The sequence below is a fragment of the Chryseobacterium sp. MIQD13 genome (genome assembly GCF_050496705.1).
Taxonomy (GTDB): domain Bacteria; phylum Bacteroidota; class Bacteroidia; order Flavobacteriales; family Weeksellaceae; genus Chryseobacterium.
Map to the genome: position 1 here is coordinate 660,800 of NZ_JBNWAF010000002.1, position 22,942 is coordinate 683,741.

At 38.4% G+C, this 22,942-nt stretch carries 22 protein-coding genes; 7 read left to right on the forward strand and 15 right to left on the reverse strand.

The window, feature by feature from the left end; all coding sequences use genetic code 11:
- Window positions 1-321 precede the first annotated feature (321 nt).
- From ACQWU4_RS09920 to ACQWU4_RS09935, 4 genes are read left to right on the forward strand one after another with little or no spacing between them, the layout of a single operon-like run.
- Window positions 322-831 (forward strand): hypothetical protein, encoded by a 510-nt coding sequence (locus ACQWU4_RS09920; RefSeq protein ID WP_429935605.1) that lies wholly within the window; start codon window positions 322-324, stop codon window positions 829-831.
- A complete protein-coding gene (locus ACQWU4_RS09925) occupies window positions 828-1,175 on the forward strand; it encodes a tRNA-binding protein (protein WP_429935606.1) in 348 nt (115 codons plus the stop codon). The genes ACQWU4_RS09920 and ACQWU4_RS09925 overlap by 4 nt, the downstream gene beginning before the upstream one ends.
- Window positions 1,176-1,188: 13 nt before the next feature.
- Window positions 1,189-1,890, forward strand: coding sequence for a 3'-5' exonuclease (locus ACQWU4_RS09930; RefSeq protein ID WP_429935607.1), 702 nt, complete (start codon window positions 1,189-1,191; stop codon window positions 1,888-1,890).
- A 3-nt stretch (window positions 1,891-1,893) separates the two neighbouring features.
- The gene (locus ACQWU4_RS09935; RefSeq protein ID WP_048505128.1) at window positions 1,894-2,220 is read left to right on the forward strand and encodes an SUF system Fe-S cluster assembly protein; all 327 of its coding nucleotides are present in this window, start codon (window positions 1,894-1,896) and stop codon (window positions 2,218-2,220) included.
- Window positions 2,221-2,318: 98 nt separating this feature from the next.
- On the opposite strand, the gene ACQWU4_RS09940 is transcribed toward ACQWU4_RS09935, so the two are convergent.
- The 13 genes from ACQWU4_RS09940 to ACQWU4_RS10000 all read right to left on the reverse strand — a co-directional run bounded on the left by ACQWU4_RS09940 (window position 2,319) and on the right by ACQWU4_RS10000 (window position 18,411).
- Window positions 2,319-3,158, reverse strand: coding sequence for a sulfurtransferase (locus ACQWU4_RS09940; protein ID WP_429935608.1), 840 nt, complete (start codon window positions 3,156-3,158; stop codon window positions 2,319-2,321).
- Between the two features lie 172 nt (window positions 3,159-3,330).
- Window positions 3,331-4,179: a hydroxymethylglutaryl-CoA lyase gene (locus ACQWU4_RS09945; RefSeq protein WP_429935609.1), complete on the reverse strand. Its 849-nt coding sequence runs from the start codon at window positions 4,177-4,179 to the stop codon at window positions 3,331-3,333.
- Between the two features lie 193 nt (window positions 4,180-4,372).
- Complete coding sequence (locus ACQWU4_RS09950; RefSeq protein ID WP_429935610.1) at window positions 4,373-5,899, reverse strand: TSUP family transporter; 1,527 nt, start codon at window positions 5,897-5,899, stop codon at window positions 4,373-4,375.
- Window positions 5,900-5,903: 4 nt separating this feature from the next.
- Entirely contained in the window at window positions 5,904-8,762 is a 2,859-nt protein-coding gene (locus tag ACQWU4_RS09955) for a TonB-dependent receptor (RefSeq protein WP_429936045.1), read from the reverse strand.
- A 146-nt stretch (window positions 8,763-8,908) separates the two neighbouring features.
- Window positions 8,909-10,582, reverse strand: coding sequence for an NADPH-dependent assimilatory sulfite reductase hemoprotein subunit (locus ACQWU4_RS09960; protein WP_429935611.1), 1,674 nt, complete (start codon window positions 10,580-10,582; stop codon window positions 8,909-8,911).
- A gap of 18 nt (window positions 10,583-10,600) precedes the next feature.
- A complete protein-coding gene (locus ACQWU4_RS09965; RefSeq protein WP_429935612.1) occupies window positions 10,601-12,310 on the reverse strand; it encodes a diflavin oxidoreductase in 1,710 nt (569 codons plus the stop codon).
- A complete protein-coding gene (gene cobA / locus ACQWU4_RS09970) occupies window positions 12,300-13,145 on the reverse strand; it encodes a uroporphyrinogen-III C-methyltransferase (RefSeq protein ID WP_429935613.1) in 846 nt (281 codons plus the stop codon). Before cobA ends, ACQWU4_RS09965 begins: the two co-directional genes overlap by 11 nt.
- Window positions 13,146-13,169: 24 nt before the next feature.
- Entirely contained in the window at window positions 13,170-14,081 is a 912-nt protein-coding gene (gene cysK / locus ACQWU4_RS09975) for a cysteine synthase A (protein WP_429935614.1), read from the reverse strand.
- A 30-nt stretch (window positions 14,082-14,111) separates the two neighbouring features.
- A complete protein-coding gene (gene epsC, locus ACQWU4_RS09980) occupies window positions 14,112-14,942 on the reverse strand; it encodes a serine O-acetyltransferase EpsC (protein ID WP_429935615.1) in 831 nt (276 codons plus the stop codon).
- Window positions 14,943-14,944: 2 nt separating this feature from the next.
- On the reverse strand, window positions 14,945-16,183 hold the full coding sequence (locus ACQWU4_RS09985) for a sulfate adenylyltransferase subunit 1 (RefSeq protein WP_429935616.1): 1,239 nt from the start codon (window positions 16,181-16,183) through the stop codon (window positions 14,945-14,947).
- 95 nt (window positions 16,184-16,278) lie between these two features.
- Entirely contained in the window at window positions 16,279-17,187 is a 909-nt protein-coding gene (gene cysD / locus ACQWU4_RS09990; RefSeq protein ID WP_429935617.1) for a sulfate adenylyltransferase subunit CysD, read from the reverse strand.
- Window positions 17,188-17,197: 10 nt separating this feature from the next.
- Window positions 17,198-17,911: a phosphoadenylyl-sulfate reductase gene (locus ACQWU4_RS09995; protein WP_429935618.1), complete on the reverse strand. Its 714-nt coding sequence runs from the start codon at window positions 17,909-17,911 to the stop codon at window positions 17,198-17,200.
- Window positions 17,912-17,994: 83 nt separating this feature from the next.
- Entirely contained in the window at window positions 17,995-18,411 is a 417-nt protein-coding gene (locus ACQWU4_RS10000; protein ID WP_429935619.1) for an RrF2 family transcriptional regulator, read from the reverse strand.
- 134 nt (window positions 18,412-18,545) lie between these two features.
- On the opposite strand from ACQWU4_RS10000, the gene pepT reads away from it, so the two are divergent.
- The 3 genes from pepT to ACQWU4_RS10015 all read left to right on the forward strand — a co-directional run bounded on the left by pepT (window position 18,546) and on the right by ACQWU4_RS10015 (window position 20,873).
- Window positions 18,546-19,793: a peptidase T gene (gene pepT, locus ACQWU4_RS10005; protein WP_429935620.1), complete on the forward strand. Its 1,248-nt coding sequence runs from the start codon at window positions 18,546-18,548 to the stop codon at window positions 19,791-19,793.
- Window positions 19,794-19,798: 5 nt separating this feature from the next.
- A complete protein-coding gene (locus tag ACQWU4_RS10010; protein WP_429935621.1) occupies window positions 19,799-20,368 on the forward strand; it encodes a hypothetical protein in 570 nt (189 codons plus the stop codon).
- Between the two features lie 268 nt (window positions 20,369-20,636).
- Window positions 20,637-20,873, forward strand: a complete 237-nt coding sequence (locus ACQWU4_RS10015) for a hypothetical protein (protein WP_429935622.1) — start codon at window positions 20,637-20,639, stop codon at window positions 20,871-20,873.
- A gap of 101 nt (window positions 20,874-20,974) precedes the next feature.
- Here ACQWU4_RS10015 and ACQWU4_RS10020 read toward each other — a convergent pair whose 3' ends face one another.
- Together ACQWU4_RS10020 and ACQWU4_RS10025 are read right to left on the reverse strand one after the other, a co-directional pair.
- A complete protein-coding gene (locus ACQWU4_RS10020; RefSeq protein WP_429935623.1) occupies window positions 20,975-21,499 on the reverse strand; it encodes a hypothetical protein in 525 nt (174 codons plus the stop codon).
- A 154-nt stretch (window positions 21,500-21,653) separates the two neighbouring features.
- A complete protein-coding gene (locus ACQWU4_RS10025; protein WP_429935624.1) occupies window positions 21,654-22,844 on the reverse strand; it encodes a multidrug effflux MFS transporter in 1,191 nt (396 codons plus the stop codon).
- Between the last annotated feature and the right edge of the window lie 98 nt (window positions 22,845-22,942).

Genomic DNA, 22,942 nt, shown 5'->3' on the forward strand with positions numbered 1-22,942 from the left:
TTTTTAGTTTTTAAAAAAAAGGGAAGACAGGGTCTCAGGCCTGTATTTTTGTACCACGAAGGTTATAAATTCATTGTTTGACTTCCCCTTACTTTGCAAAAGTAATAGTTTTTCTTATTTAACCAAATAATTTCTGTATTTTTTTTCACAACGCAGTGTATATTAAACCACTTCATTGACTAACAAAGAATTATATTAACATCTTGCTTAACATTAAAATCCCTAAAAAGTGAGTATACATCACTACTACATAATCTTTCCCTCCAAAATACTACCAGTATTTTCAATATTTTAATACATTTGTTTTAAAACATATTCCGAATGAATTTAGAACAGATCAATTTACATCTGGAGGCTTACAAAGAACATGACCAGATTCTGGATGCCGCCAGATTTTTAATCCATTCTTTCGACCTGGAACATGAAAACTTTGCAGGTTTCGGGTTTCGGGAAGAGTTGTCTCCCACCTCTATGCTTTTGACAGCAGAAGGAATATTAGGTGGACCTCAGACCGTAATGATTCCAAAAAACTTATTCGATTTTGATCTAGGTCTTGTCCTGAATATGGTTGCCCATGAAATGCTCCATGTACGGCAGAAAGCTCCCGGACAGGTCATTGAAGATAAAAACGAGCGTGAATTTCAAGCTTATTATGAGATGCTTTTCCACAAGGTCTTTCCACAGATCCCGGAACTCACGGATCATTATAAGAAATTCTTTGGAGGTCAGGCTCTGGAATATTACAGAAGAATGGGCGAAGGATCCGAGCTTCAGAAAAAGTATGAAACAGGAAAAGCAGAAGTAGAACACTTAATCAATTCATTATCATGAACATAAAACCGGAAATATCCTGGACGGATTTTGAAAAAATAGACATACGATGTGGAACGATAATCTCAGTTGATGATTTTGAAAAAGCAAGAAATCCTTCTTATCAGCTTGAAATAGATTTCGGGGACCTTGGCATTAAAAAATCTTCTGCACAGATCACTTCTCTTTATCAAAAAGAAGAGCTTATAGGAAAGCAGGTAATGGCTGTTGTGAATTTCCCAAGAAAGCAAATCGCCAATTTCTTCAGCGAATGCCTTGTGATGGGGGTTTATGGTGAAGATAAAAAAGACGTCACTCTTTTGACCCCTTCACTTCCCGTAAAAAACGGAATGCCAATAGGATAAAACACAAACACATATGATACAGCACATTCCATTAGAAAAGATCTTATTCCTTGATATTGAGACTGTTCCCGGGGCAGAATCCTGGGACGCTTTACCGGAAACTGAGCAGATACTCTGGGAAAAGAAAACAAAATTTCAGAGAAAAGAAGATGTTACTGCAGCAGAATTCTACGACCGTGCCGGCATTATGGCCGAGTTTGGAAAAATTATCTGTATTACCATCGGAATGGTCGAAAAGAATGATACTTTAAAGATTAAAAGTTTTTCCGGCCACGATGAGAAAAAAATGCTTCAGGAATTCGGGGAGATCTTTAACAGTCCCAGACTGAATAATGTAATCCTTTGCGCTCACAATGGAAAGGAATTTGATTTTCCCTGGATTGCCAGAAGGTACCTCATCAATGGAATGCAGCCTCCAGTTCCTTTTCAGATGTTTGGAAAAAAGCCATGGGAAATTCCCCATATTGATACCATGGAGCTTTGGAAATTCGGAGATTATAAAAGTTTTGTTTCTTTGGAATTACTGGCTCATGTCTTCGGAATTCCTACTCCCAAAGATGATATAGACGGCTCAATGGTTTCATCAATCTACTACATAGAAAAAGACTTGCAGCGAATTGTTGACTATTGTGAAAAAGATGTCTTAACTTTGGCAAATGTTTTCCGGCGTATGCGTCAGGAAGATTTGTTGAAAAGGAATATCAATCTAGATTAAAAAATGAAATTTACAGACGATCAAATTGCTGACATTGGTGAGGAAATCATCAAGGTTCTAAAATCCGTATACGACCCGGAAATCCCGGTAGATATTTACGAATTAGGCCTCATATATGATGTACAGATCTCCGAAGATGGCGATGTAAAAATTATTATGACCCTTACTACCCCGAATTGCCCGGTTGCAGAAACCCTGCCGCAGGAAGTAAAAGACAAAGTGGGCGATGTAGAAGGAGTGAAAAGCGTAGACTTAGAGCTTACTTTCGAGCCAAGCTGGAATAAAGATATGATGAGTGAAGAAGCTAAGTTTGAATTGGGAATGCTTTAAAATTTCCAATAAAATAAATCAGGCTGTCAATTTTGGCAGCCTTTATTTTTTTTTATTAAATCACTAATATTCAACAAAATAACCTATTAAAATATTCATCAAATTTCTCTAGCAATCTCTTTTCCTTCTCTTCTGCTCCATTCACTCCATGAGCCAACATACAGATCCGGGATTGGGAAACCTGCATAATCTAATGCTAAAATAGTATGGCAAGCCGTAACACCAGATCCGCAATGGATAATCAGATGCTGAGGTTGATCTTTTAAAAGCTCCGTGTATTTTTCTTTTAAAATTTCAGGTTTCAGGAAATTTCCGTTCTCGTCAAGATTTTCTGAAAAAGGAATATTGATCGCCCCGGGAATGTGTCCGGCCACCAGATCAATTGGTTCAGACTCCCCTCTATAGCGGTAAGCATCTCTTACGTCAACAACTGTTGAACAATGGCTTATCAATTCATTTTCAACACCTTCCAGATTCTTAACCGGAAGAAGCCAACCTTCTTTTTTGATAACTGAAGTTTCTCCAAAGGTTTCTTCACCCGATGAAAATTCTATGTTTTCTTTTTCAGCAGCTTGAATTCCACCATTCAAAACCTGTACATTTTGCAGTCCGAAAGATTTTAGCATCCACCATGTTCTTGCTGCTGCATTCGCTCCATTCTTGTCATCATAAACAACAACATGTGACTCTTCAGAAATGCCAAATCTGGAAAGTGTTTCTGCAAATTGTTTAATATCAGGAAGCGGGTGTCTTCCTCCGAAAGCAGCATTTTCTCCAATCTCAGCCAGATCTTTATCCAGATCTATAAAACGGGCTCCTTTGATATGCTTCTCAAGATAGTTTTGGTATATATCTTTTCCTGCTCTGGCATCAAGGATGATAAGGTTGGGATTTTGAAAAACTTCTTTTAATTCAGATGGGGATATGATTGGTGACATTTTGTTGGTTTTGGGGTTATTTTTTTGATAATTTTTGGCTAAGTTTTCAATATAGGAAAGCGGACTAAAGCCCGCTCCTGTTTTTTTATTTTGTTCTCACAGATCTCACCGACTGCACAGATTATATTAAAAAAACATCTAGTAATCTGTAAAGTCTGTGGTCCTTAAATTATTAAAAATGAAAGATATCTTTTGCTTTGTTGTAAGAACTTTCAAAATTCAGCAGATTCAGCTTATGCTCTACTTTCTCTACGCTCATAAAATTAATTACCTGTTCTGTAGGCATATTTCCTACCAGATCATCTTTTGCCATAGGGCATCCGCCGATTCCTTTAATGGCACTGTCGAATCTTCTGCAGCCTTTATCGTAAGCTGCTTTCAGTTTTGAATATGAATCTTCGTAACGGTTGTGAAAATGTCCTCCGAAATTGATTTCAGGGTATTTGGAAGGAATTTTTTCGAATAAAAGAGCAATAGTTTCAGGAGTGGCAACACCTGTAGTATCAGAAAGCAGGACATCTTTAATCCCTATTTCTGAAAATCTTTTCGCCCAGAAATCTACATCTTCCCATTTCCACATTTCTCCATATGGATTTCCGAAAGCCATAGAAAAATAGATATTCAGCTGTTTTCCTTCACTTTTAACCAGCTCAAGCATTCTTATGATCTCTTCAAAAGCTTCTTCCTGATTTTTATTGGTATTCCTGTGCTGAAATGTTTCCGAAATAGAGAACGGGAAACCTAAAATATCTACAGACTGATGTTTTAATGCTTTTTCGGCTCCTCTGTAATTTCCAATGATTGCAGAGACTTTCGTCCCGGATAAAGATTTATCAATATTTTCAGCCACTTCATCGGAATCAGCCATCTGCGGAATTGCTTTCGGGGAAACAAAACTCAGACAGTCCAATACATCAAACCCAACCTCCATCAGGGAGTTGATATAATCTATTTTCTTGCTCGTAGGGATAAATTCTCCCCAACCCTGCATGGCATCTCTAGGACATTCTGTTAGAAACATTTTTACTTTTTGATTTTCTCAAATATAACAAAACTATACAATTCTGTATCGACTTTACACAAAGCTAACATTATTTTGATTTTCAATAATTTATATCTGATATAAAATTTCAATAACTGATATACTGTCCCGAATAAACCTTTCAAAAAACACAATATGACGTTTTTGACAGAAATATTATCTAAAAAGAGACTTATACCAATGATTTTACAATGGTAATGAGACTCATGATAATAACCACGGCACCTACTATGGCAAACATTTTTTTAGCCGGAAGCCGTGAAGCAAACATCGCTGAAAAAGGTGCAGTAAAAACACCTCCCAAAAGAAGCCCAAGTACAATATTCCAGTGATGGATACCTATCGTAAAAATAAAAGTTAAAGCACTAACAATAGTCAGTAAAAACTTGGCTAATGTAGAACTACCTACAACGTACCGCGGCGTTCTGCCTTCTTTGATTAATGTTCCGGTAACCAAAGGTCCCCATCCTCCCCCTGCAAAAGAGTCGATAAATCCTCCTGCCAATCCGAGAACCCTGAGATTTGTTTTCCTTTTATGTCTTCTTTTTTCAATATTTTTTTCTTTTCCTTTAAATGCATTTCTAAGGATATTGATTCCCAGATACAGTGTATAGCAGGCAATAACAGGCTTCACAATATGAGCATAATATTCGCCAAAATGAGATAGTGCAAATGCCCCGATAAAAGCACCAACTGCTGCAACGGGAAATAAGACCAAGACCATTTTTTTATTGACATTTCCCAATTTATAATGACTGATGCTTCCGGCTGCTGAGGTAAATGACTCTGCAGAATGGATGCTTGCACTTACAACCGGCGGCGGAACATTTAACAATAGAAGAATTGTTGTACAGATTACACCATATCCCATTCCCATTGATCCTGCCACAATCTCAGCCAGAAAACCAGCCAGCAGCATCCAGTAAAAAATATGGCCATCCTTATTGAGAAAACTCTGAATATCTCCAGACAGATTGAACTGATAAATAATTAATGCCAATACTCCAACAAGAGTCAAAACACCTATAATTCCAAGGTAAATATTGGCTCTTCGCTGTACTGTTTTAGTGATATTAATTAATTTTTCCATTTCCAGCTTATTTTCAGCTGGCTGGTCCTTTTTTCCATCCAGATACTCCGTTGTGAGCCTGTTCAGCTCTTTTACTTTATAGGTAAAATCACCTTTCAGCTGGTTACGGATGCTTTGCATATTGTCTAAAAGCCCGTCCATTTCTTCGTCAGGAATAGTTTCCGTTAAAATTTCACGCAGTCTTTTGGCTACCGTCGGGGATTTTCCGTTGGTAGAAACAGCTATTTTAAGGTTCCCTTTTTTTACAACTGAACCCAGATAAAAATCACACAGATTAGGTTTATCGGCAATGTTTACCAATGTATTATTCTGATGGGCTCTGTCGCGAATCTGTTCTGCTACGAAAATATCATTAACTGCTACAATAGCAAGATCGGCACTGTTAAAATCATTATCTGTGTAAGACCTTTCATGCAGGGTAAGGTTGGGATAATCCTGCTTTAATATCCTGATCTGATCACTGATCTCCTTTGCTACCAGCTTAATACGTGCTTTAGGAGAATTGGCCAGAACCGATTCCAGTTTTTCCAAAGCAATATTTCCGCCACCAATGATAAGCAGTGATAATTCCTCAAGCTTTAAGAATATGGGGTACAAGTAGTTACTCATTTTATTAAAGTTTTAAATCATAAGTAAATGCCAAATAATACAGGCCTCCTATTTCAGGTCCGGCAGCATATTGAAGATACCGGCGGTTAAGAAGATTCGTTGCTCCAACTTTGACACTTGCCTTTATTTCCGGAAGCCTCCACGTTGCCTGTGCATCAATAGTGTAATAAGCAGGAATATTTCCGGAAGCTAGCGGGCTTTCCCACAGGAAACTGTCCTGCCATCTTGCTGTTACCGTAAACCCTATATTCTTAATAATTTCTCTGTTTCCGACACTTATATTGATCGCCCACTTTGGTATATTGAAAGCTGTAATAAAGAGATCTGAAGTATTCGTTGTCAGAAGATCGTTATACGATACATTAGCATTGATATTATAGTTTTTAACCAGGTTATAGCGAATTCCCAGAGAGGTTCCAAAGCTCTTATATTTGCTGTTGCTATTTGTATAAACTCTGTATCTGTCCTGTTTGCTTCTGTCGAGCATAGCCAAAACAGAATTGTCACTTCCTATACTTTCATTTTTAGGTACAGCAACTTCTACCTGTCCCAGAAATCCTTCATAAACATTATAGTAAAAGTCCCAGTCGATGACCAGTTTGCTGTTCAATAAGGCTGATTTATATCCTATTTCAAAAGAATTTACCTTTTCAGGCTGTAACTTCGGGAGATTGGCAGCAGTTAAAAGGTTTCTGTTCTTCAGTGCTGCCTGATTCTGGTTCAGCCCTCCGTCCACATCTTTATTGACTGCTCCGATAAACTGATCGATAGAAGCCAGTGTATAAGAATTTTCAAGATACCCCAGTCCTTCATTGGCCTGTGGAAGCCCTCCCACTCTCCTCACATTTCCGTTATTGACGAATGACAATGCTTCAAACAAGGAAGGAAAGCGATACCCGTTTTGAAAAGAAACTCTAAAATTATGTTGATTGACAGGAGAGTAAACAAGACTTATTCTCGGATTGAACTTTGTTTCAAATTCTGGATTTCTGTCGACACGTAATGCCAGATTTACTTTCAGTTTATCATTGAAAAAAAGCTTGGTAATCTGGGCAAATGCTCCATATTTCTGGTAAATCACATTTTTACCGAAAGTTCCGTCAGACAGAGGAATATTTCTTTCACTGACTGGTCTTTCAAAATCAACAAAGTTGTTTCCGTCCGGAGTAATGCTGTAAAGACGATAGTCTGCTCCGGCCAGAAGGCTGAATACTTTTATAAACCGGCTGAAATCATAGGTGATTTCTCCCTGATAAAAGCGGGATTTCTGCTCAAGCTTTGCTCCTCCGGTAGCAGGTGCTCCGGCAATTCCGGAATTGGCAGAATCCCAGTTATTAATTCCTATGATTGTATTTTTTAACTGTTCAAAGGCAGCAGTTCCGGGAATTACTCTGTTTTTATCCGCTTCCTGTCTGGCAAAAATAAAAGCATCATTCAGATTTACTCCTGAATTAAGCCTGTCCTGCAAAACGGTCTGAAAAATATTTTTCCAGTTATTGTTCGAGAGGTTGGTAAGATCAAGGTTATCTGCCAAGGGCTTCAGGTTATAAGAATCTCCGGTGTTCTCAATCGACATATAGGCTCTGAATGTCAAATCTTTACCTGTAAGTTCCACTTTATGATTCTGAACTGTGGCGTTTTGCAGACGGATCTTGTTCCCTCTTTGGAAAGTACCGTCCAGCAAACCGTAACGGTAAACGTAAGATGTTCTCCACTGATCTCCGAAACGGTAATACAATCCGGCATCAAATTTCACATTTTTCACTTCCGGGCTTACCAGATCTTTTTCATAATAACCTGTCCTCGAAACATTAAACGTGGTCGGTTTTCCATTATAATTGACTTTCACTGTGGTCCGATTATTCCTTTCGTCCCCATACTTATTCCAGAGGTCTTCGGCGGGATTGTTGGTCAGGGAAAAGTTTGGGTTCGCGGTAATTAATGAGTTGGGATTCTGGTCTGTCCGGTTATCAGAAATCCAGTCGATACCGCTGAAATAAGAGGCATTGATCTTTACTGCAAAGTTTTTATTCAGAACTTTTGCAATTCTAAATGCGCTTTCCCCCAAAGCAGCCGTTTTGTGACTGATATTATCTACATGATTGACTCCTCCTCTGAAATAGAGACTTACTCCTTCTGAAGTAAACGGATCTTTTGTCTGAAGACTGGCGAGCCCGTTAACCGCATTCATTCCATACAAAGCAGATGCGGCTCCGGGAGTAATTTCCATGGACTGAATATCAAGCTCTGTGGGGCCTATTGCATTTCCCAGCGGCACTCCGAGTGTGGCAGACTGCACATCAACTCCGTCTACCAGCTGCATAAAACGGAAGTTATTCGGAGAATTGAATCCCCTTGAATTGGGAACTTTCAAAGTAAGACTAGAGGTTAATAATTGTAGCCCTTTTACATTTTCCAGCGTTTCATAAAATGAGGCGGCGGGGCTTTCCCGAATGGCTTTTATATCAATCTTTTCAATCGCAATCGGTGATTTCAGGATTTTCTCAGGAACACGGGAAGCTGAAATAACGACTTCGTTAATAATGGTGTTCTGGGGGTTTAATTCTATGGCAATTTTATTGGAAAGAGAAAGTATTTCGGCTGTTTGTCCTGCGAATCCTTCTTTAGTGATTACAATCCTGAATGGTATTTTCACTCTTGTTCTCAGTTTAAAATTTCCCTCCTGATCAGTAATTGCTGTATCCTGTGTTTTCTCAGCCTGTATCTGTACTCCGGCTATTCCTTTCCGGGTTTCTGTATGCTGAATGGTTCCGCTTACTTCAATTAGCTGCTGGGCGTGAAAAAGGCTCGTTAAGAAAAGTGCGGATAAGAATATAGAATATCTAAAATATTTGTGGTGTATGGATTTCACTTGTATAAAAATTTAGGGTTGAAAAATGATTTATGCGTTGTCAATGAATGAACAGCACATACACATTCGTCTTCCTAAAAGATCATGGTAATGTCTCCTGACTTTTTTCTGCCTGTAAAGAAAGTTGATCATATTTTTTATTTTATGGTTTGTAAATAACGGTAAGAGAAGTCACCAAACGTTTCTTCCGGATTTCTCTGTTCCGAATAGATCCCGAAAAGCTCATCAAGGGTTTCTATAATCTCTTCTTCCCCGATGTTTTCTTTGAATTTTGTATTCAGGCGCATTCCCAATCTGTCGCCCCCGATATGAAGATTATATTTGCCATAAGCTGTACCGACAAATCCAATTTCTGCATTAGGAGATCTTCCGCAGCCATTGGGACAGCCTGTCATTCTTATGGTAATATCCTCATTCTGAAGACCGTATTTCTCAAGAACAGGTTCTATTTTTGTAACGAGAGACGGCAGATAACGCTGAGCTTCTGCCAAAGCTAATGAACAGGTATTCAGAGCTACACAGGCTACAGAGTTTTTACGTATTGCACTGGATTCATCGGTATATGTGGAAATTCCTGATTCTTTAAGCAGGGCTTCAATTTCAGGTTTATCTTTTTCCAGAATATCAGACAGGATAAGGTTTTGATTACAGGTAAAACGGAAATTGACTTTCCCGGTCCGGGCAATCTTTAAAAGACCTGATTTTAAAGGATATACTTCTGTATCAAGAACTCTTCCATGTTCTACAAATAAGGTATAAAACCACTTTCCTTCATGATTCTGTACCCATCCGTAACGGTCTTTTCTCTGCTCAAATTTAAATTCTCTGGCAGGCTCAAAATTGAAACCGCATCTTTTTTCTACCTCAGCTCTATAGCCCTCAATACCCAGTTTGTCTATCGTATATTTTAACCTTGACAGTTTCCTTTCACTTCTGTTTCCGAAATCGCGTTGCACGGTAATAATTTCATACACCGCTTTCAATGCTTTCTCTTCTGTATCTACAAAGCCTAAAAGAGATGCCAGACGGGCATAAGTTGCTTCATTTCCATGGGTGGCGCCTAAACCTCCTCCTGCAGCAATATTGTAGCCGATAATTTTATTATTTTCAATGATCGCAATCAAGGCTATATCATTGATAAAGACGTCTACATCATTATTTGGAGGAACTGCAATTCCGATTTTCAGTTTTCTAGGAAGATACCTGTCCTGATACAAAGGATCTTCCTCTGCTTTTCTGTCGATTACCTTTTCATCATCAATCCATAAATCATAATAGGACTGTGTTTTCGGCAGACACATTTCACTTATTTTTCCTGCCAATTCATAGGCTTCCTGATGCAAAGGTGACTCGGAAGGGTTTGAAGTACAGGTCACATTCCGGTTTACATCGCCACAGGCTGCAATAGAATCCAGATGCTGCAGATTGAAACTCTGGATAGTGGGTTTCACATGAGATTTTAAGATCCCATGTAGCTGAATGGTCTGGCGTGTGGTTATTTTAATGACTCCTGTAGAGTGTTTTCCTGCAATTTCATTAAGTCCAACCCATTGTTCAGGAGTTAAAAAACCTCCCGGAAGCCTGAGACGGATCATATAAGAGTACAGCCATTCCAGTTTTTTTCTTATTCTGTCCTCACGTCTGTCCCTGTCGTCCTGCTGGTACATTCCATGAAATTTAATGAGGGTTTGGTCATCTTCTCTGATCGCTCCGGTAAAATCATCCAGAAGGCTTTCCTTTAAAGTCCCTCTGAGTCCGTTACTGCCGGTTTTGATCCTTTCAACAGGTGAAAGGTTATTCTTATCTGTCATATTTTATCCATTTATGATTTAATACACGTCTTTTACATATCTGCCGCTGAGTTCTAAGTCTTCAAGATAAGCCTGAGCTTCTTCCGGGCTGTGCTTTCCCTTATCCTGAATGATATTCAGAATTGTTTTTTCAACATCTTTACTCATGGGATCTTTTGTTCCGCATACGTAAAGCGATGCTCCGCCTTCCAGCCAATGGTATACTTCCTGCGCTTTCTGCTCCAGCCTGTGCTGAACATATATTTTTTCAGGGGTGTCTCTGGAAAAAGCAAGATCGAGATGGGTTATGGTTCCGGTTTTAAGGAAGTCCTGAAGCTCTGCCTGATAAAGGAAATCCGAAACAAAGTTCCTGTCCCCGAAAAAGAGCCAGTTTCTACCTTCTGCCCCAACAGCATCTCTTTCGTACAGAAAAGACCTGAAAGGAGCAATACCAGTTCCCGGCCCGATCATGATGATATCTTTATTCTGCTCCGGAAGCCTGAAATGTTTGGCTTCCTGGATATAAAATTCAAGGTTTTCTCCTTCCTTAAATTCGGCGAGGAAACTGCTGCATAATCCATTTTGCTTTTTATCATTGATGAAAAACTCGGATTTCGCGACGGTAATATGAATTTCAGTATCTCCGTGAGCTTCAAGCGATGAAGAAATGGAATATAGACGGGGTGACTGACCTGTCAGAATTGTAAGAACCTGCTCAAACTCTTCTGCATTTTTCACCGGATAAATACGCAGCAGATCAAGAAGACTTAATCTTACTTCGGGGATATGATGCCCGGTGATCTGTGCATACTGAGCCACTGTATTTTTAAGCAGATAGCTGATGTTAAGATGTTTATATAAAAGTTCTTCTGCCCCGGCAGTAATTTTTGTAGTCGTTATCTGTTTGTGAGGATCAGTTCCGGTAAGGCTGATAATCTCATCCACTTCATGTTTGGGATTGAAAGCAATAACGCCCAATGCATCCCCAGAACTGTAAATTAAAGGTTCTTCCGTTTCAATTTCAATATGATAAGTTTCTTTGTCAGATTCAATATCATTCAGATTGATAATTGCTGAAATTTTTCCCTGGTATTTTTTTCTTCCTGTTGAAACTTTCGGTGCTGTACTATTTTTCTGACTGCTTTCAGCTGTTTTATGAACCACATTCTGAATATGTTCTGCCCAGCTGTGTGAGTCCTGCTCATAATCTACATCACATTTTTTTAAAGGAATAATTCGTTGGCCACCCAGTACTTCGAGACGGGAATCTACATCTTCCCCTGTTTTGCAGAATAATGGATAACTGGTATCACCTAGTGCAAGAACCCCAAACTTCAGATTATTGAGATCGGGATCATTTTCATGAAGATAATCGTAAAATTTCCTGGCAAGAACTGGAGGTTCTCCTTCTCCCTGCGTGCTGATGATTACAAAGAAATATTCTTCTTTAGTAAGATCTTTAGGTTTATATTGGGAAAGGTCTGCCAGTTTTACCTGAATCCCTTTTTTCTTTATGATTCCGGCAAGCTCTACTGCCAGTTTTTTACTGTTTCCGGTTTCAGTACCGTAAGCAAGAGTCAGTTTTTTTGCAGAAAGAGTCTCAGTATTAATGGCAAGAGGAACAGCTTCTTTTGCTGCAACGGCTGATCCTGCAAGACCTGCAAGAAAACCACTGGCCCAGACTGCTTCGTCTCTTGAGAAGCTGCCGGATATTTCTTTGAGGGCATTTAATTTGGTTTCAGACAGCATATTCGAGTATATTTTGATTGTTTGACACTAAGGTTCCGTTAGTTACAGATTTAAAGTAAACTCCGTCCTGTAGAGAGGTTTCACGCCAGGAAAATTCTTCATGCAGATTCACTACTTTGCCAATAACCACCAACGATGGGGATACGAAGTCTTTATTTCCAAAGTTTTTATGAAAGTCTTCCAGAGAAGAGGTATGTACTTTTTGATAAGGAGTAGTAGCCTGTTCTATGACAGCAATCTTTTTGTTATCCGTCTTTCCGAATGCCAAAAACTGATCAACCAATCCGTTCAGGTTGCCCTTGGACATATAAAAAACTAAGGTATCATCAGACGTTCCCAGCTCTTTCCAGTATTCATTGCTTAGGATTTCTGTTTTATAATAGGTAAGAAAACGTACGGATGTAGCATAACCTCTTGCTGTCAAGGGTATTCCGGCATATGCAGCCGCTCCTGAAGCTGCTGTAATTCCCGGTACAATTTCAAATGGAATATGATGCTGTTTAAGTGCTTTCAGCTCGTCCAGAACATTGGAAAAAAAGGATATATCCCCACCTTTAAGCCTTACCACCGTTTTACCCTGAGAAGCATAGTCTATAATTAATGTATTGATCCGGGATTGTGGTGTAGAAGCATTTTTACTGCATTCTTTTCCTACATAAATAATCTCAGTATTTTTATTGGCGTAGCGGTTTATTATTTCAGGACTTACCAAGCGGTCGCACAGGATAACATCGGCTGCAGCAATGGCTTTTACAGCTTTCACAGTGATCAGATCAGGGTCGCCGGGTCCTGCGCCAACAAGAAAAACCTGTGGCGAATTGCTATTTTGTTTCATTTTTAATCTTTTTATTAGAGGTGTCTAGAAAAGTCCTTCAATGGACAGATATCTTTCACCGGTATCATAGTTTACCGTTAAAATGGTAGAGCCTGCAGGAATTTCAGATCGTTTTTTTGCTACTGCAGCTAAAGCAGCTCCTGTAGAAATTCCTACAAAAAGACCTTCTTTTTTAGCGGCATTTTTTGTGTATTCAAAAGCTTCGTCTTTATTAATCTGAACAATTTCATCCAAAACAGCAGTGTCCAGAATGGAAGGGACAAATCCTGCCCCCAATCCCTGTAATGGATGTGGAGCTGGGGAACCTCCACTGAGTACGGGAGATAATTCAGGCTCAACGGCAATTACTTTGATATTGGGAAGTTTCTGCTTAAGAACCTGGGAAATTCCTGTGATATGGCCTCCGGTTCCTACTCCTGTGATCAGATAATCAATTCCTTCCGGAAAGTCTTTCAGGATTTCCTGTGCTGTGGTTTCAATGTGAATTTTTACATTGGCCGGATTATCAAACTGTCTCGGTATCCATGAATTGGGAGTTTCTTTTGCAAGCTCTTCGGCTTTTTCAATGGCTCCTTTCATACCTTTTTCTCTGGGAGTCAGAACGAATTCTGCTCCGTATGATTCCATAATTTTACGGCGTTCCAGACTCATACTTTCCGGCATCACGAGAATCAGCTTATAGTTTTTTACGGCGGCTACCAAAGCAAGTCCAATTCCTGTATTTCCGCTTGTGGGTTCTATAATAACGCTGTCTTTATTTAAAAGACCTTTAGCTTCTGCATCTTCAATCATGGATAAAGCAATTCTGTCTTTGATGCTTCCTCCGGGATTGGCTTTCTCAAGTTTGATCCAGACGTTGTGATCTGTACCGAAAAGTTGATTAATTTTTACGACCGGAGTATTTCCGATAGTTTCTAATGTGTTCTGGAACTTCATACCGATTCAATTTTATGTTGTTTTTTATTTTTATATCACAAATGTTAAAGATTCAGGAAGGGGTCCGTTGTCTTTTATTTTTATTTCACTTTTGTTGTAAACCAGAGAATTGGAAGGTACGTTCTGTGTGATCCACACATTTCCTCCAATAATACTGTCTCTTCCGATGGTTGTTTCTCCTCCCAAAATGGTAGCCCCTGAGTAAATAATCACATGATCTTCAATATTGGGATGCCTTTTCTCATTGGCTTTATCTTTTGAAACATTCAAGGCTCCCAGTGTTACTCCCTGATATAGTTTCACATGATTCCCGATAACTGTTGTCTCTCCGATCACGATTCCTGTTCCGTGGTCAATAAAGAAATGCTCTCCAATAACTGCTCCCGGATGAATGTCTATTCCTGTCCTGCTGTGCGCATATTCTGAGATGACACGCGGCAGTGTTTTTATTTTCTGAATCCAAAGCTGATGGGAAATCCTGTAGACATAGGTTGCAAAAAAGCCGGGATATGAGAGAAGTATCTCTTCCAAAGATTCTGTTGCAGGATCAAATTCCAGAATAGATTCAGCGTCCAGAATCAACTTATTATAAATATCCGGCAGTGCAAGAAAGAAATCATCAGCCTGCTTTTTAGCAAAAACCTCATCCTGTGTAGTACTTTTAATCAGATCCAAAAGAAGCTCATCCAATGCTTTAAAATCATCTTGAAGTTGATTCGCTGTATTTACAGGCTGTGAAAGAAACAGGATATTATATAGCTTTCTGACAAAGGCTTTCATCTTGGTTTTATCAAAGAAGCCACCAGGATTGTGGTGCTTTTTTACAAGGATCTTATTAATAAAAAGCTCAGATACTTTCATTTCTACTGAATTATACAAGCTGCCACGGTAGCATTGGACGTTTCATCGACCAAAATAGCCGATCCCGTTTTTTTATTGCTTACAAAATCATCAAAAACTAAAGGCTGTGCCGTACGGATCGTTACTTTGGCAATTTCATTGAGTTTTATCCCTTCATCTGCAACTTCCTGTTCCAATGTATTGACATTGATCTTGTAATCTACCTGTTTTACGACTGCTTTCAACTGCCTACTATGGTGTTGCAGCACATATTTATTGCCCGGCTGAAGACCTTTATGATCGAGCCAGCATAAGAGTACTTCTATTTCTTTTTCAACATTCGGAAGCTCTTCTGCTGAGGTAAAGAAATCTCCCCTGCTGATATCTATATCATCTTTAACCTGAATGACAACAGGCTGTCCTTCAAAAGCTTCCTGAACTTCAGCGCCATTAACTTCTATTGATGTAATTTCTGTGATGATACCGGCCGGAAGTATCGCTATTTTATTGCCTTTCTGAAAGTTTCCGCTTACGATTTGTCCTGCATAACCACGGTAATCATGTAATTCTTCGGTTTGCGGGCGAATGACGTACTGTACCTGAAAGCGGCCGCCACTATTCTGCTCCTGACCAAGCTGTACTTCTTCCAGATATTCAAGAAGGGAGCTTCCTTTATACCAATCTGTAACAGACGATAAGGAAACGATATTATCTCCTTTCAGAGCAGAAATCGGGAAGTAAGTGACATCATTTAAACCAAGACCTTCGGCAATTTTAGAATAATCTGCTTTTATAGTTTCAAAAACATCCTCCGAATAATCTACCATGTCCATTTTGTTGATTGCAACGGCTACTTTTTTCAACTTCAGTAATGAGGCGATAATGGAATGTCTTCTGGTTTGCTCAATGACTCCTTTACGAGCATCAATAAGAATGATCATCAGGTCTGAGTTTGAGGCTCCTGTAATCATATTCCGGGTGTACTGAACGTGCCCCGGAGCATCTGCAATGATGAATTTTCTTTTTGCAGTAGAAAAGTACCGGTAAGCAACGTCAATGGTAATTCCCTGTTCTCTTTCAGCACGGAGTCCGTCTGTTAATAGAGCCAGATCCACACCATCCTCATTTTTGTTTTTGGAATGTTTTTCAAGTACCTCCAGCTGATCCTGCAAAATACTCTTGCTATCGTAAAGCAGTCTTCCAATGAGGGTGCTTTTACCGTCATCTACGCTTCCTGCTGTTATTAATCTTAATATGTCCATGTTTTTTTAGTGATAAATGATAAGTTATGAATGATAAATGGTGAGCATCAGCTGTTTTTTACATTTATTGCTTACTACTCATTGCTCATTATCTATTAAAAATAGCCTCCTTTTTTCCGGTCTTCCATTGCCGCTTCAGTAACGCGATCATCAATTCTGGTTTCTCCTCTTTCTGATATTCTGGTGGCTACGATTTCTTCGATTACCCGGTCAATAGTAGCTGCTTCAGATTCTACGGCGGCAGTGCAGGTCATATCTCCAACTGTACGGTAACGAATCCGTTTTGTTGTTATGGTGTCACTTTCTTCTAGTACGGCAAATTCAGAATTGGCAATCCACTGTCCGTTAAGTTCTACCACTTCTCTTTCATGCGAAAAATAAATGGATGGCAGGTCTATATTTTCTCTTCGGATATAGTTCCAGACATCAAGCTCGGTCCAGTTACTTATCGGGAAAACCCTTACGTTTTCGCCTTTGTGGATTTTTCCATTGAAAATGTTCCAAAGCTCGGGACGCTGAAGTTTAGGATCCCATTGCCCGAATTCATCTCTTACAGAAAATATTCTTTCTTTTGCGCGGGCCTTTTCTTCATCTCTCCTTGCTCCTCCAATGCAAGCATCAAACTCAAATTCTTCTATTACATCAAGTAAAGTAAAGGTTTGCAGCCAGTTACGGCTTGGAAATTTTCCTTTAGGTTCCGTAAGCTTTCTTTTTTGAATGGTGTCTTCCACTTTCCGTACAACCAGATTTACATTCAGTTCTGATGCAAGCTGATCTCTGAAGTTTAAAACTTCCGGAAAGTTATGCCCCGTGTCCACATGAACAAATGTGAAAGGAATTTTTCCATGAGGAAATGCTTTTGCAGCCAGGTGAGCGAGTACAATGCTGTCTTTCCCTCCGCTGAACAGTAAAGCCGGACGCTCAAACTGTCCCGCAACCTCCCTAAGAATGTAAATGGATTCGGATTCTAACTGATCTAAATAGTTTAACTTATATAATGACATAGTATTTTTTTTATTGATGAACATGTAAGCCGCATTCTTTTTTATCTGCATCTTCCCACCACCAGCGGCCGGCTCTGAAATCTTCCCCTTCTTTAATGGCTCTTGTGCAAGGTTCGCATCCGATGCTTACAAATCCTTTTTTGTGAAGGTAATTGTAGGGCAGCTGATGGGTTTGAACATAATCTGCAACCTGTTGGGTAGTCCAATGAAGAATGGGGTGAAATTTAATGATCTGATGATCCGGGTCCCATTCCAGCTGTGGCATCTGCCCTCTGCCTGCAGAGTGTTCTGAACGTAATCCTGTTATCCAGACTTTATATCCATGAAGTGCTTTTTTCAAAGGCTGCACTTTCCTGATATTGCAGCAAGCTTTTCTTTTTTCTACAGACTGGTAAAAGGAATCCGGTCCGTTTTCCGAAACAAACTCCTGCAAGGCTTCGGGGTCCGGATAATATGCCTTGATATTCTTTTTGAAAAAAGCTCTGGATGAGGTCCAGGTTTCATAGGTCTGTTCAAAAAGCCTTCCTGTATCAAGGGTGAAAATATCAATGTCAAGGTTTTTTACCAGATGATTCACCACCTGATCTTCATAGCTGAAGCTGGTGGAAAATATAACTTCTCCCGGAAATTTTTCTGCCAGAATCTGTAAAAAATCTGCATTTAAAGCACCTTCAGAGCTGCTTTCAAGTAATTTATTGAATTCTATTTTCAGCGTATTTTCCATTTTGAATTGAAATTAACTGCTGCAAATATATATAAATTCTATTAATTCTACCAAATTAGTAGAATTTAAGAATAAAAAATTTTTTATCCTTTTTTAATGAAGGATGTAAGTGTAGCTTCCATCATACTTTTCCGGGTTTTTTCTCTTACAATAATCAGTTCATTTCTGAGATAACATGTAGCTTCGTCGACACAATCATCACAAGCTTCATAAAAATTCAAAGAAACACAGGGCGTCAAAGCAATCGGACCTTCGAAAAGACGGTAAATATCAGCTAAGGAAACCTCATCCGGTGATTTAAGGAGATAATAGCCGCCGGCAGTCCCCTGCTTACTGTTCACAAGTCTAGCTCTTTTAAGTTCGAGAAGAATCTGTTCCAGAAATTTTTTGGGAATGTTCTCATCATTTGCAATAACGGAAGTTGGCAGAAATCCCTGGTTGTAGTTTCTCGCCAATCTGACCATTGCTTTCAAAGCATATTTGCAACGTTTGGACATCATAATTGATGCAAGTTATAACATTTTATTTGATTAGCGAAATCGAGATCTCCGATTATATAAGTGAATCTAATTTACTCCTCTCAAAGTTTAAATTTGAAAAATTTACATTGTATATTTGTTGAAATTTAAAATTAATGAGCGCAATAGAATTCAACCAGATGTGGAAAGAGAAATTACTGAACCGTTTTCTCGCTTATGTAAAAATATATTCAACCAGTGATGCAGAAAGTGAAACCACACCTTCTACTCCAAGACAATGGGATATCGCCAAGTATATTACAGAAGAACTGAAGACAATAGGCCTGGAGAATGTTTCTATTGATGATAATGGTTATATTATGGGTTATGTTCCTTCGAATTTAGAGAATGATGACAGACCCACCATTGGTTTTATCTCTCATTATGATACTTCACCTGATTTCAGTGGCGAAAATGTGAAACCGCAGGTTTGGGAAAACTATGACGGAAGTGATCTTCTTCTGAACCAGACAACAGGGTTCACCTTATCTTCTTCAAAATTTGAAAGCTTAAAAAAATATATCGGACAAACACTGATCACAACTGACGGAAATACGCTTCTTGGAGCTGATGATAAAGCAGGATGTGCAGAGATTGTAACGGCAGCAGAATATCTTATCGCCCACCCGGAAATTAAGCACGGAAGAATTGCAGTAGGTTTTACACCAGATGAGGAGATCGGAAGAGGAGCTCATAAATTTGATGTGGCTAAATTCGGTGCAGAATGGGCCTATACAATGGACGGCAGTGAAGTGGGAGAACTGGAATATGAAAACTTTAATGCAGCAGGAGCTGTCGTAAAAATTCATGGACTGAGCGTTCACCCGGGCTATGCTTATGGAAAGATGATCAATGCAAGCCTTTTAGCGGCTGAATTTATCCAGTTGCTTCCTGCAAACGAAACTCCGGCTACGACTAAAGGTTTTGACGGATTTTATCACTTAATGGATGTTACAGCTGATATTTCTGAGGCAAAACTTCAATATATCATCCGTGATCATGATGAGGAAAAATATGAAGCCAGAAAAAAATTCATGGAAGAAAAAGTAGCTGAATTCAACCAAAAACATGGTGAAGGAACGGCTGAGATTGAAATTAAAGAGCAGTACCGTAACATGAAACAGCAGTTTGAAGGAAAAATGCACATCATAGATCTTGCTGCAAAAGCGATGAAAGAAGCTGATATTGAACCTAAGATCAAAGCAATCAGAGGAGGAACGGACGGTGCACAGCTATCCTATATGGGACTGCCTTGCCCTAATATTTTTGCAGGAGGAATGAACTTCCACGGACCTTATGAATATGTTGCTCTGGAAAGTATGGAAAAAGCTACTGAAGTGATCATTAATATCGTAAAAGCCTAACATTGATGAAAAGACTTTCAGCATTAGTATTTATTTTGCTTTTTGCCTTCAGCAATGCCCAGGTATCTGAATTTCAAAAAGCAGACTCGAAGTATGAAAGAAAAATAAAATCTTTATACAGGAAATATCCGAAGCCTAATGATGAAAGAACTAAGCAGGAATGGCTTCTTACTGAAGAGAAAATATCAGCCTATCAAAATGCATTAGAAAAGATCTCTGAAGAAGAAAAGAAAATGATAACTGATGTACCTTCTGCTACGACACCGAAGATTACTAAAGAAGCTGAATATGCAACGGGAAAAGCTTCATTCCAAAAGCTTTTAAATGATGCTGTTGATCTTTCTTTTTTGAACTTCGCTGTCAATCCTTATAAAATTACATTAAGTTTTACTCTGGATTCAAAAGGAAATGCATATAATGTGAAGGTAAAAGGTAACAATGAGGCTGTTAATACATTTATAGAAGCTGCTTTTTACAGAATTAAGGATAAAGGTAAATGGAAGCCTGCGGAATCGAACGGGAAACCGGTTCTTTCTGTAGTCAGTCTTCCGTTACAGATGAATTTCAGTAAATAAATAATTAAACCGTTGTGAGAACAGCGGTTTATTTTTTGTGCAGAAATTTTTAACGCAAAGTTTAAGTTGGATATCTTTGATTTTAAGGATGCAAAGAGATAATCAATCTTCGATTGATCTGACTAAGCGGATGTGTTATTTTTTTCATTTTTTCATACTCAAAATTATTCAACATATTTCTCTTGCTGTTGAAATGAATCTGTTTTTTTATTATATTTACTTAAATATCAAACTATTAACATTTAACAATCAATTTAGTATGGGAAAAATGAAAAAACTTTTGAGAAAAGATCTGTCAACGATTCTTGGCAGCGGACCGGGTGGCTGCCACATGAATGGTGATTCTGCATATTGCTGGACAGACTGCGAATGTACATTCGGAAAGGCTTGTGAAATGGCTGATGACGGAAATCCGGGAACATGTATTGCCGTCGGTGGAGGTCCTGGAACCGGAGGTCCTATTGGATGCATCCCTCCATCTATTTGTGAGGAAGAACCTTTTTAATATTTATCGGAAGTTAGACCTTCCGATTTTTTATTCCTAATTTTTGAAATAGCTTATCAAAAATAAAATGAGTAAGTTTTTCTTTGCAAAAGAAATAAAGGCTATTGGGAAAGTTTTTCTTTTCTCTTTAAAGTACTCTCAACAATAACAAATGTATTTAAAACTGAAGGTCTATACTCTACCATTATATTATACTTATTTACCATATCCTCTCTAGAAATACCTTCTTTATTAAAAAACTTCATACTGTATTCTTTACCTTTAAACTTAAAAAATATTAAATTCGATCGCCCACCCATATATGATTCAATATTGGCTTCCATATAGGCTGATTTGTTACTTTTCGAATTTTCTACTATATAGATACTGAAAAAGTACATTAAAACAAAAAACACACAACTTCCTCTTACTACATTATCAATAACATCTCCTTTTCTCTTTAAAAAAACAAAATCAACTAAAAAATAAATTGCAACTACAGCACAATAAATAAGCATTTTAGCAAGAATTGTGAAATTCATTATTTCACTATCCTTATTATAAAAAATGATAATTAAAGCCAGCAACACCAAAATTTCTATTTTAATATTACCTTCATTATTTTGTTTTCGTTTGTTTCTATTCATTAATGTTTAAATATAATATTCCTATCTCATAAAGCATTATTCTCGTTCTTTAAAGCTCTAATTCATTATAGTTCTCAACAAAAATATTGCAATTTGATTAAAATAAGATCTAAAAAACAGGTCATATTTTGTAAACATCGGCTATAAATTAAAACTATACGGGAATCTTTTTATTTTTAAATGAACGGTATGCAAACCAGACCGCAAATAATGCAATACCTGCACGCATAGAAACCATCGGTATTATAGAATCTGCTTCTAAGAATCCCGCCAGACCTGAAAGTAAAAACGTTACCATCAGCTGCATAAATCCCATCACTGCAGCTGCTGTTCCACGTCCTTCTTTAAAAGGAGACAATGCATGGGCAGAAGTAATTGGAAACAAGATTCCTATTGCCAGCAATGACAAATACAGCATTATAATTTCCAGAGCAACGGAAAAATCTGAAGCAGCTATCAGAATATGAAGACTACATACGGTTAACAACAAAACAGTAGCTGCCAATAAAAGTTTAGTGTCACTTATCCTCTTTATTAATTTAGGAGTAAGATATGCCGCTGTTATTAGTGCTAATGAATTAAATCCAAATATCAGGCTGAAAACTCCGCTTGAGAATCCATGAAGCTTCATAAATAAAAATGGTGCATTAGAAATATAAATGATCAGGGAGGCAAAGGCAATGCTCCCTATCATGGTACTGTTGATGAATTCTTTGTTGGAAAGAATTGTTTTCAGATGGTCTTTTAATCCTTTTTCATCTTCTTTGTGATCAGGAAGTATAAGTTTTGAATGAGTTTCGGGAACGTATTTGTATACCATGAACAAAGTAATAATCCCCAGAATGGTCAAGAAAGCAAATGAACTGTTCCAGCCCCAGAATTTAAGAAATACACTTCCCAGCAGCGGAGCAACAATTGGAGCAATCCCGCTTATCTGTGACTGTTGTGAGAAAATGGCTACAGATTTCTGTCTGTCATAAAGGTCAATCACTATAGCACGCCCGATGACAATACCAGCACTTCCTCCAAATGCCTGAAGAAAACGCATTGCCCACAATACATAAATATTTTCTGTGAAAAATATCGCGGTGGCACCTATAATAAAAAGCAAAAGCCCGCAATATAACATTGGTTTTCGCCCTGTTCTGTCCGATAACGGGCCCCAAAGCAGCTGCCCGAATGCAAATCCGGCAAAAAATACTGAAATTGAGATCTGGATATGCCCGATATCAGTCCGGAAAATCTGAGCCATACTTGGAAAAGCAGGCAGATAAAGGTCTATACTTAGTGATTCAAGGGTGTTGAGCAGCGCCAGAATAAACACTACAATGCTTAAATTTTTCATAAAACAGGTAAATCATTAAACAATCTGAAGGATCGTTTTTCTGTCTGCAAAATTCTTCTAAAAAATATTACTTTTCAATATAGGAACTGAAGGAAGAC

Coding starts and splice junctions, on each gene's coding strand:
- ACQWU4_RS09940 (WP_429935608.1), bottom strand. CDS start 3,158: ATGTCACCAATCATATCCCCATCTGAATTAAAAGAAGTTTTTCAAAAT.
- ACQWU4_RS10020 (WP_429935623.1), bottom strand. CDS start 21,499: ATGAATAGAAACAAACGAAAACAAAATAATGAAGGTAATATTAAAATA.
- ACQWU4_RS10010 (WP_429935621.1), top strand. CDS start 19,799: ATGAAAAGACTTTCAGCATTAGTATTTATTTTGCTTTTTGCCTTCAGC.
- ACQWU4_RS09985 (WP_429935616.1), bottom strand. CDS start 16,183: ATGGACATATTAAGATTAATAACAGCAGGAAGCGTAGATGACGGTAAA.
- ACQWU4_RS09935 (WP_048505128.1), top strand. CDS start 1,894: ATGAAATTTACAGACGATCAAATTGCTGACATTGGTGAGGAAATCATC.
- cysK (WP_429935614.1), bottom strand. CDS start 14,081: ATGAAGTTCCAGAACACATTAGAAACTATCGGAAATACTCCGGTCGTA.
- epsC (WP_429935615.1), bottom strand. CDS start 14,942: ATGAAAGTATCTGAGCTTTTTATTAATAAGATCCTTGTAAAAAAGCAC.
- ACQWU4_RS09995 (WP_429935618.1), bottom strand. CDS start 17,911: ATGGAAAATACGCTGAAAATAGAATTCAATAAATTACTTGAAAGCAGC.
- ACQWU4_RS09965 (WP_429935612.1), bottom strand. CDS start 12,310: ATGCTGTCTGAAACCAAATTAAATGCCCTCAAAGAAATATCCGGCAGC.
- ACQWU4_RS09950 (WP_429935610.1), bottom strand. CDS start 5,899: ATGAGTAACTACTTGTACCCCATATTCTTAAAGCTTGAGGAATTATCA.
- ACQWU4_RS10015 (WP_429935622.1), top strand. CDS start 20,637: ATGAAAAAACTTTTGAGAAAAGATCTGTCAACGATTCTTGGCAGCGGA.
- ACQWU4_RS09960 (WP_429935611.1), bottom strand. CDS start 10,582: ATGACAGATAAGAATAACCTTTCACCTGTTGAAAGGATCAAAACCGGC.
- ACQWU4_RS10025 (WP_429935624.1), bottom strand. CDS start 22,844: ATGAAAAATTTAAGCATTGTAGTGTTTATTCTGGCGCTGCTCAACACC.
- ACQWU4_RS09945 (WP_429935609.1), bottom strand. CDS start 4,179: ATGTTTCTAACAGAATGTCCTAGAGATGCCATGCAGGGTTGGGGAGAA.
- cobA (WP_429935613.1), bottom strand. CDS start 13,145: ATGAAACAAAATAGCAATTCGCCACAGGTTTTTCTTGTTGGCGCAGGA.
- ACQWU4_RS09925 (WP_429935606.1), top strand. CDS start 828: ATGAACATAAAACCGGAAATATCCTGGACGGATTTTGAAAAAATAGAC.
- ACQWU4_RS09930 (WP_429935607.1), top strand. CDS start 1,189: ATGATACAGCACATTCCATTAGAAAAGATCTTATTCCTTGATATTGAG.
- ACQWU4_RS09920 (WP_429935605.1), top strand. CDS start 322: ATGAATTTAGAACAGATCAATTTACATCTGGAGGCTTACAAAGAACAT.
- ACQWU4_RS10000 (WP_429935619.1), bottom strand. CDS start 18,411: ATGATGTCCAAACGTTGCAAATATGCTTTGAAAGCAATGGTCAGATTG.
- pepT (WP_429935620.1), top strand. CDS start 18,546: ATGAGCGCAATAGAATTCAACCAGATGTGGAAAGAGAAATTACTGAAC.
- cysD (WP_429935617.1), bottom strand. CDS start 17,187: ATGTCATTATATAAGTTAAACTATTTAGATCAGTTAGAATCCGAATCC.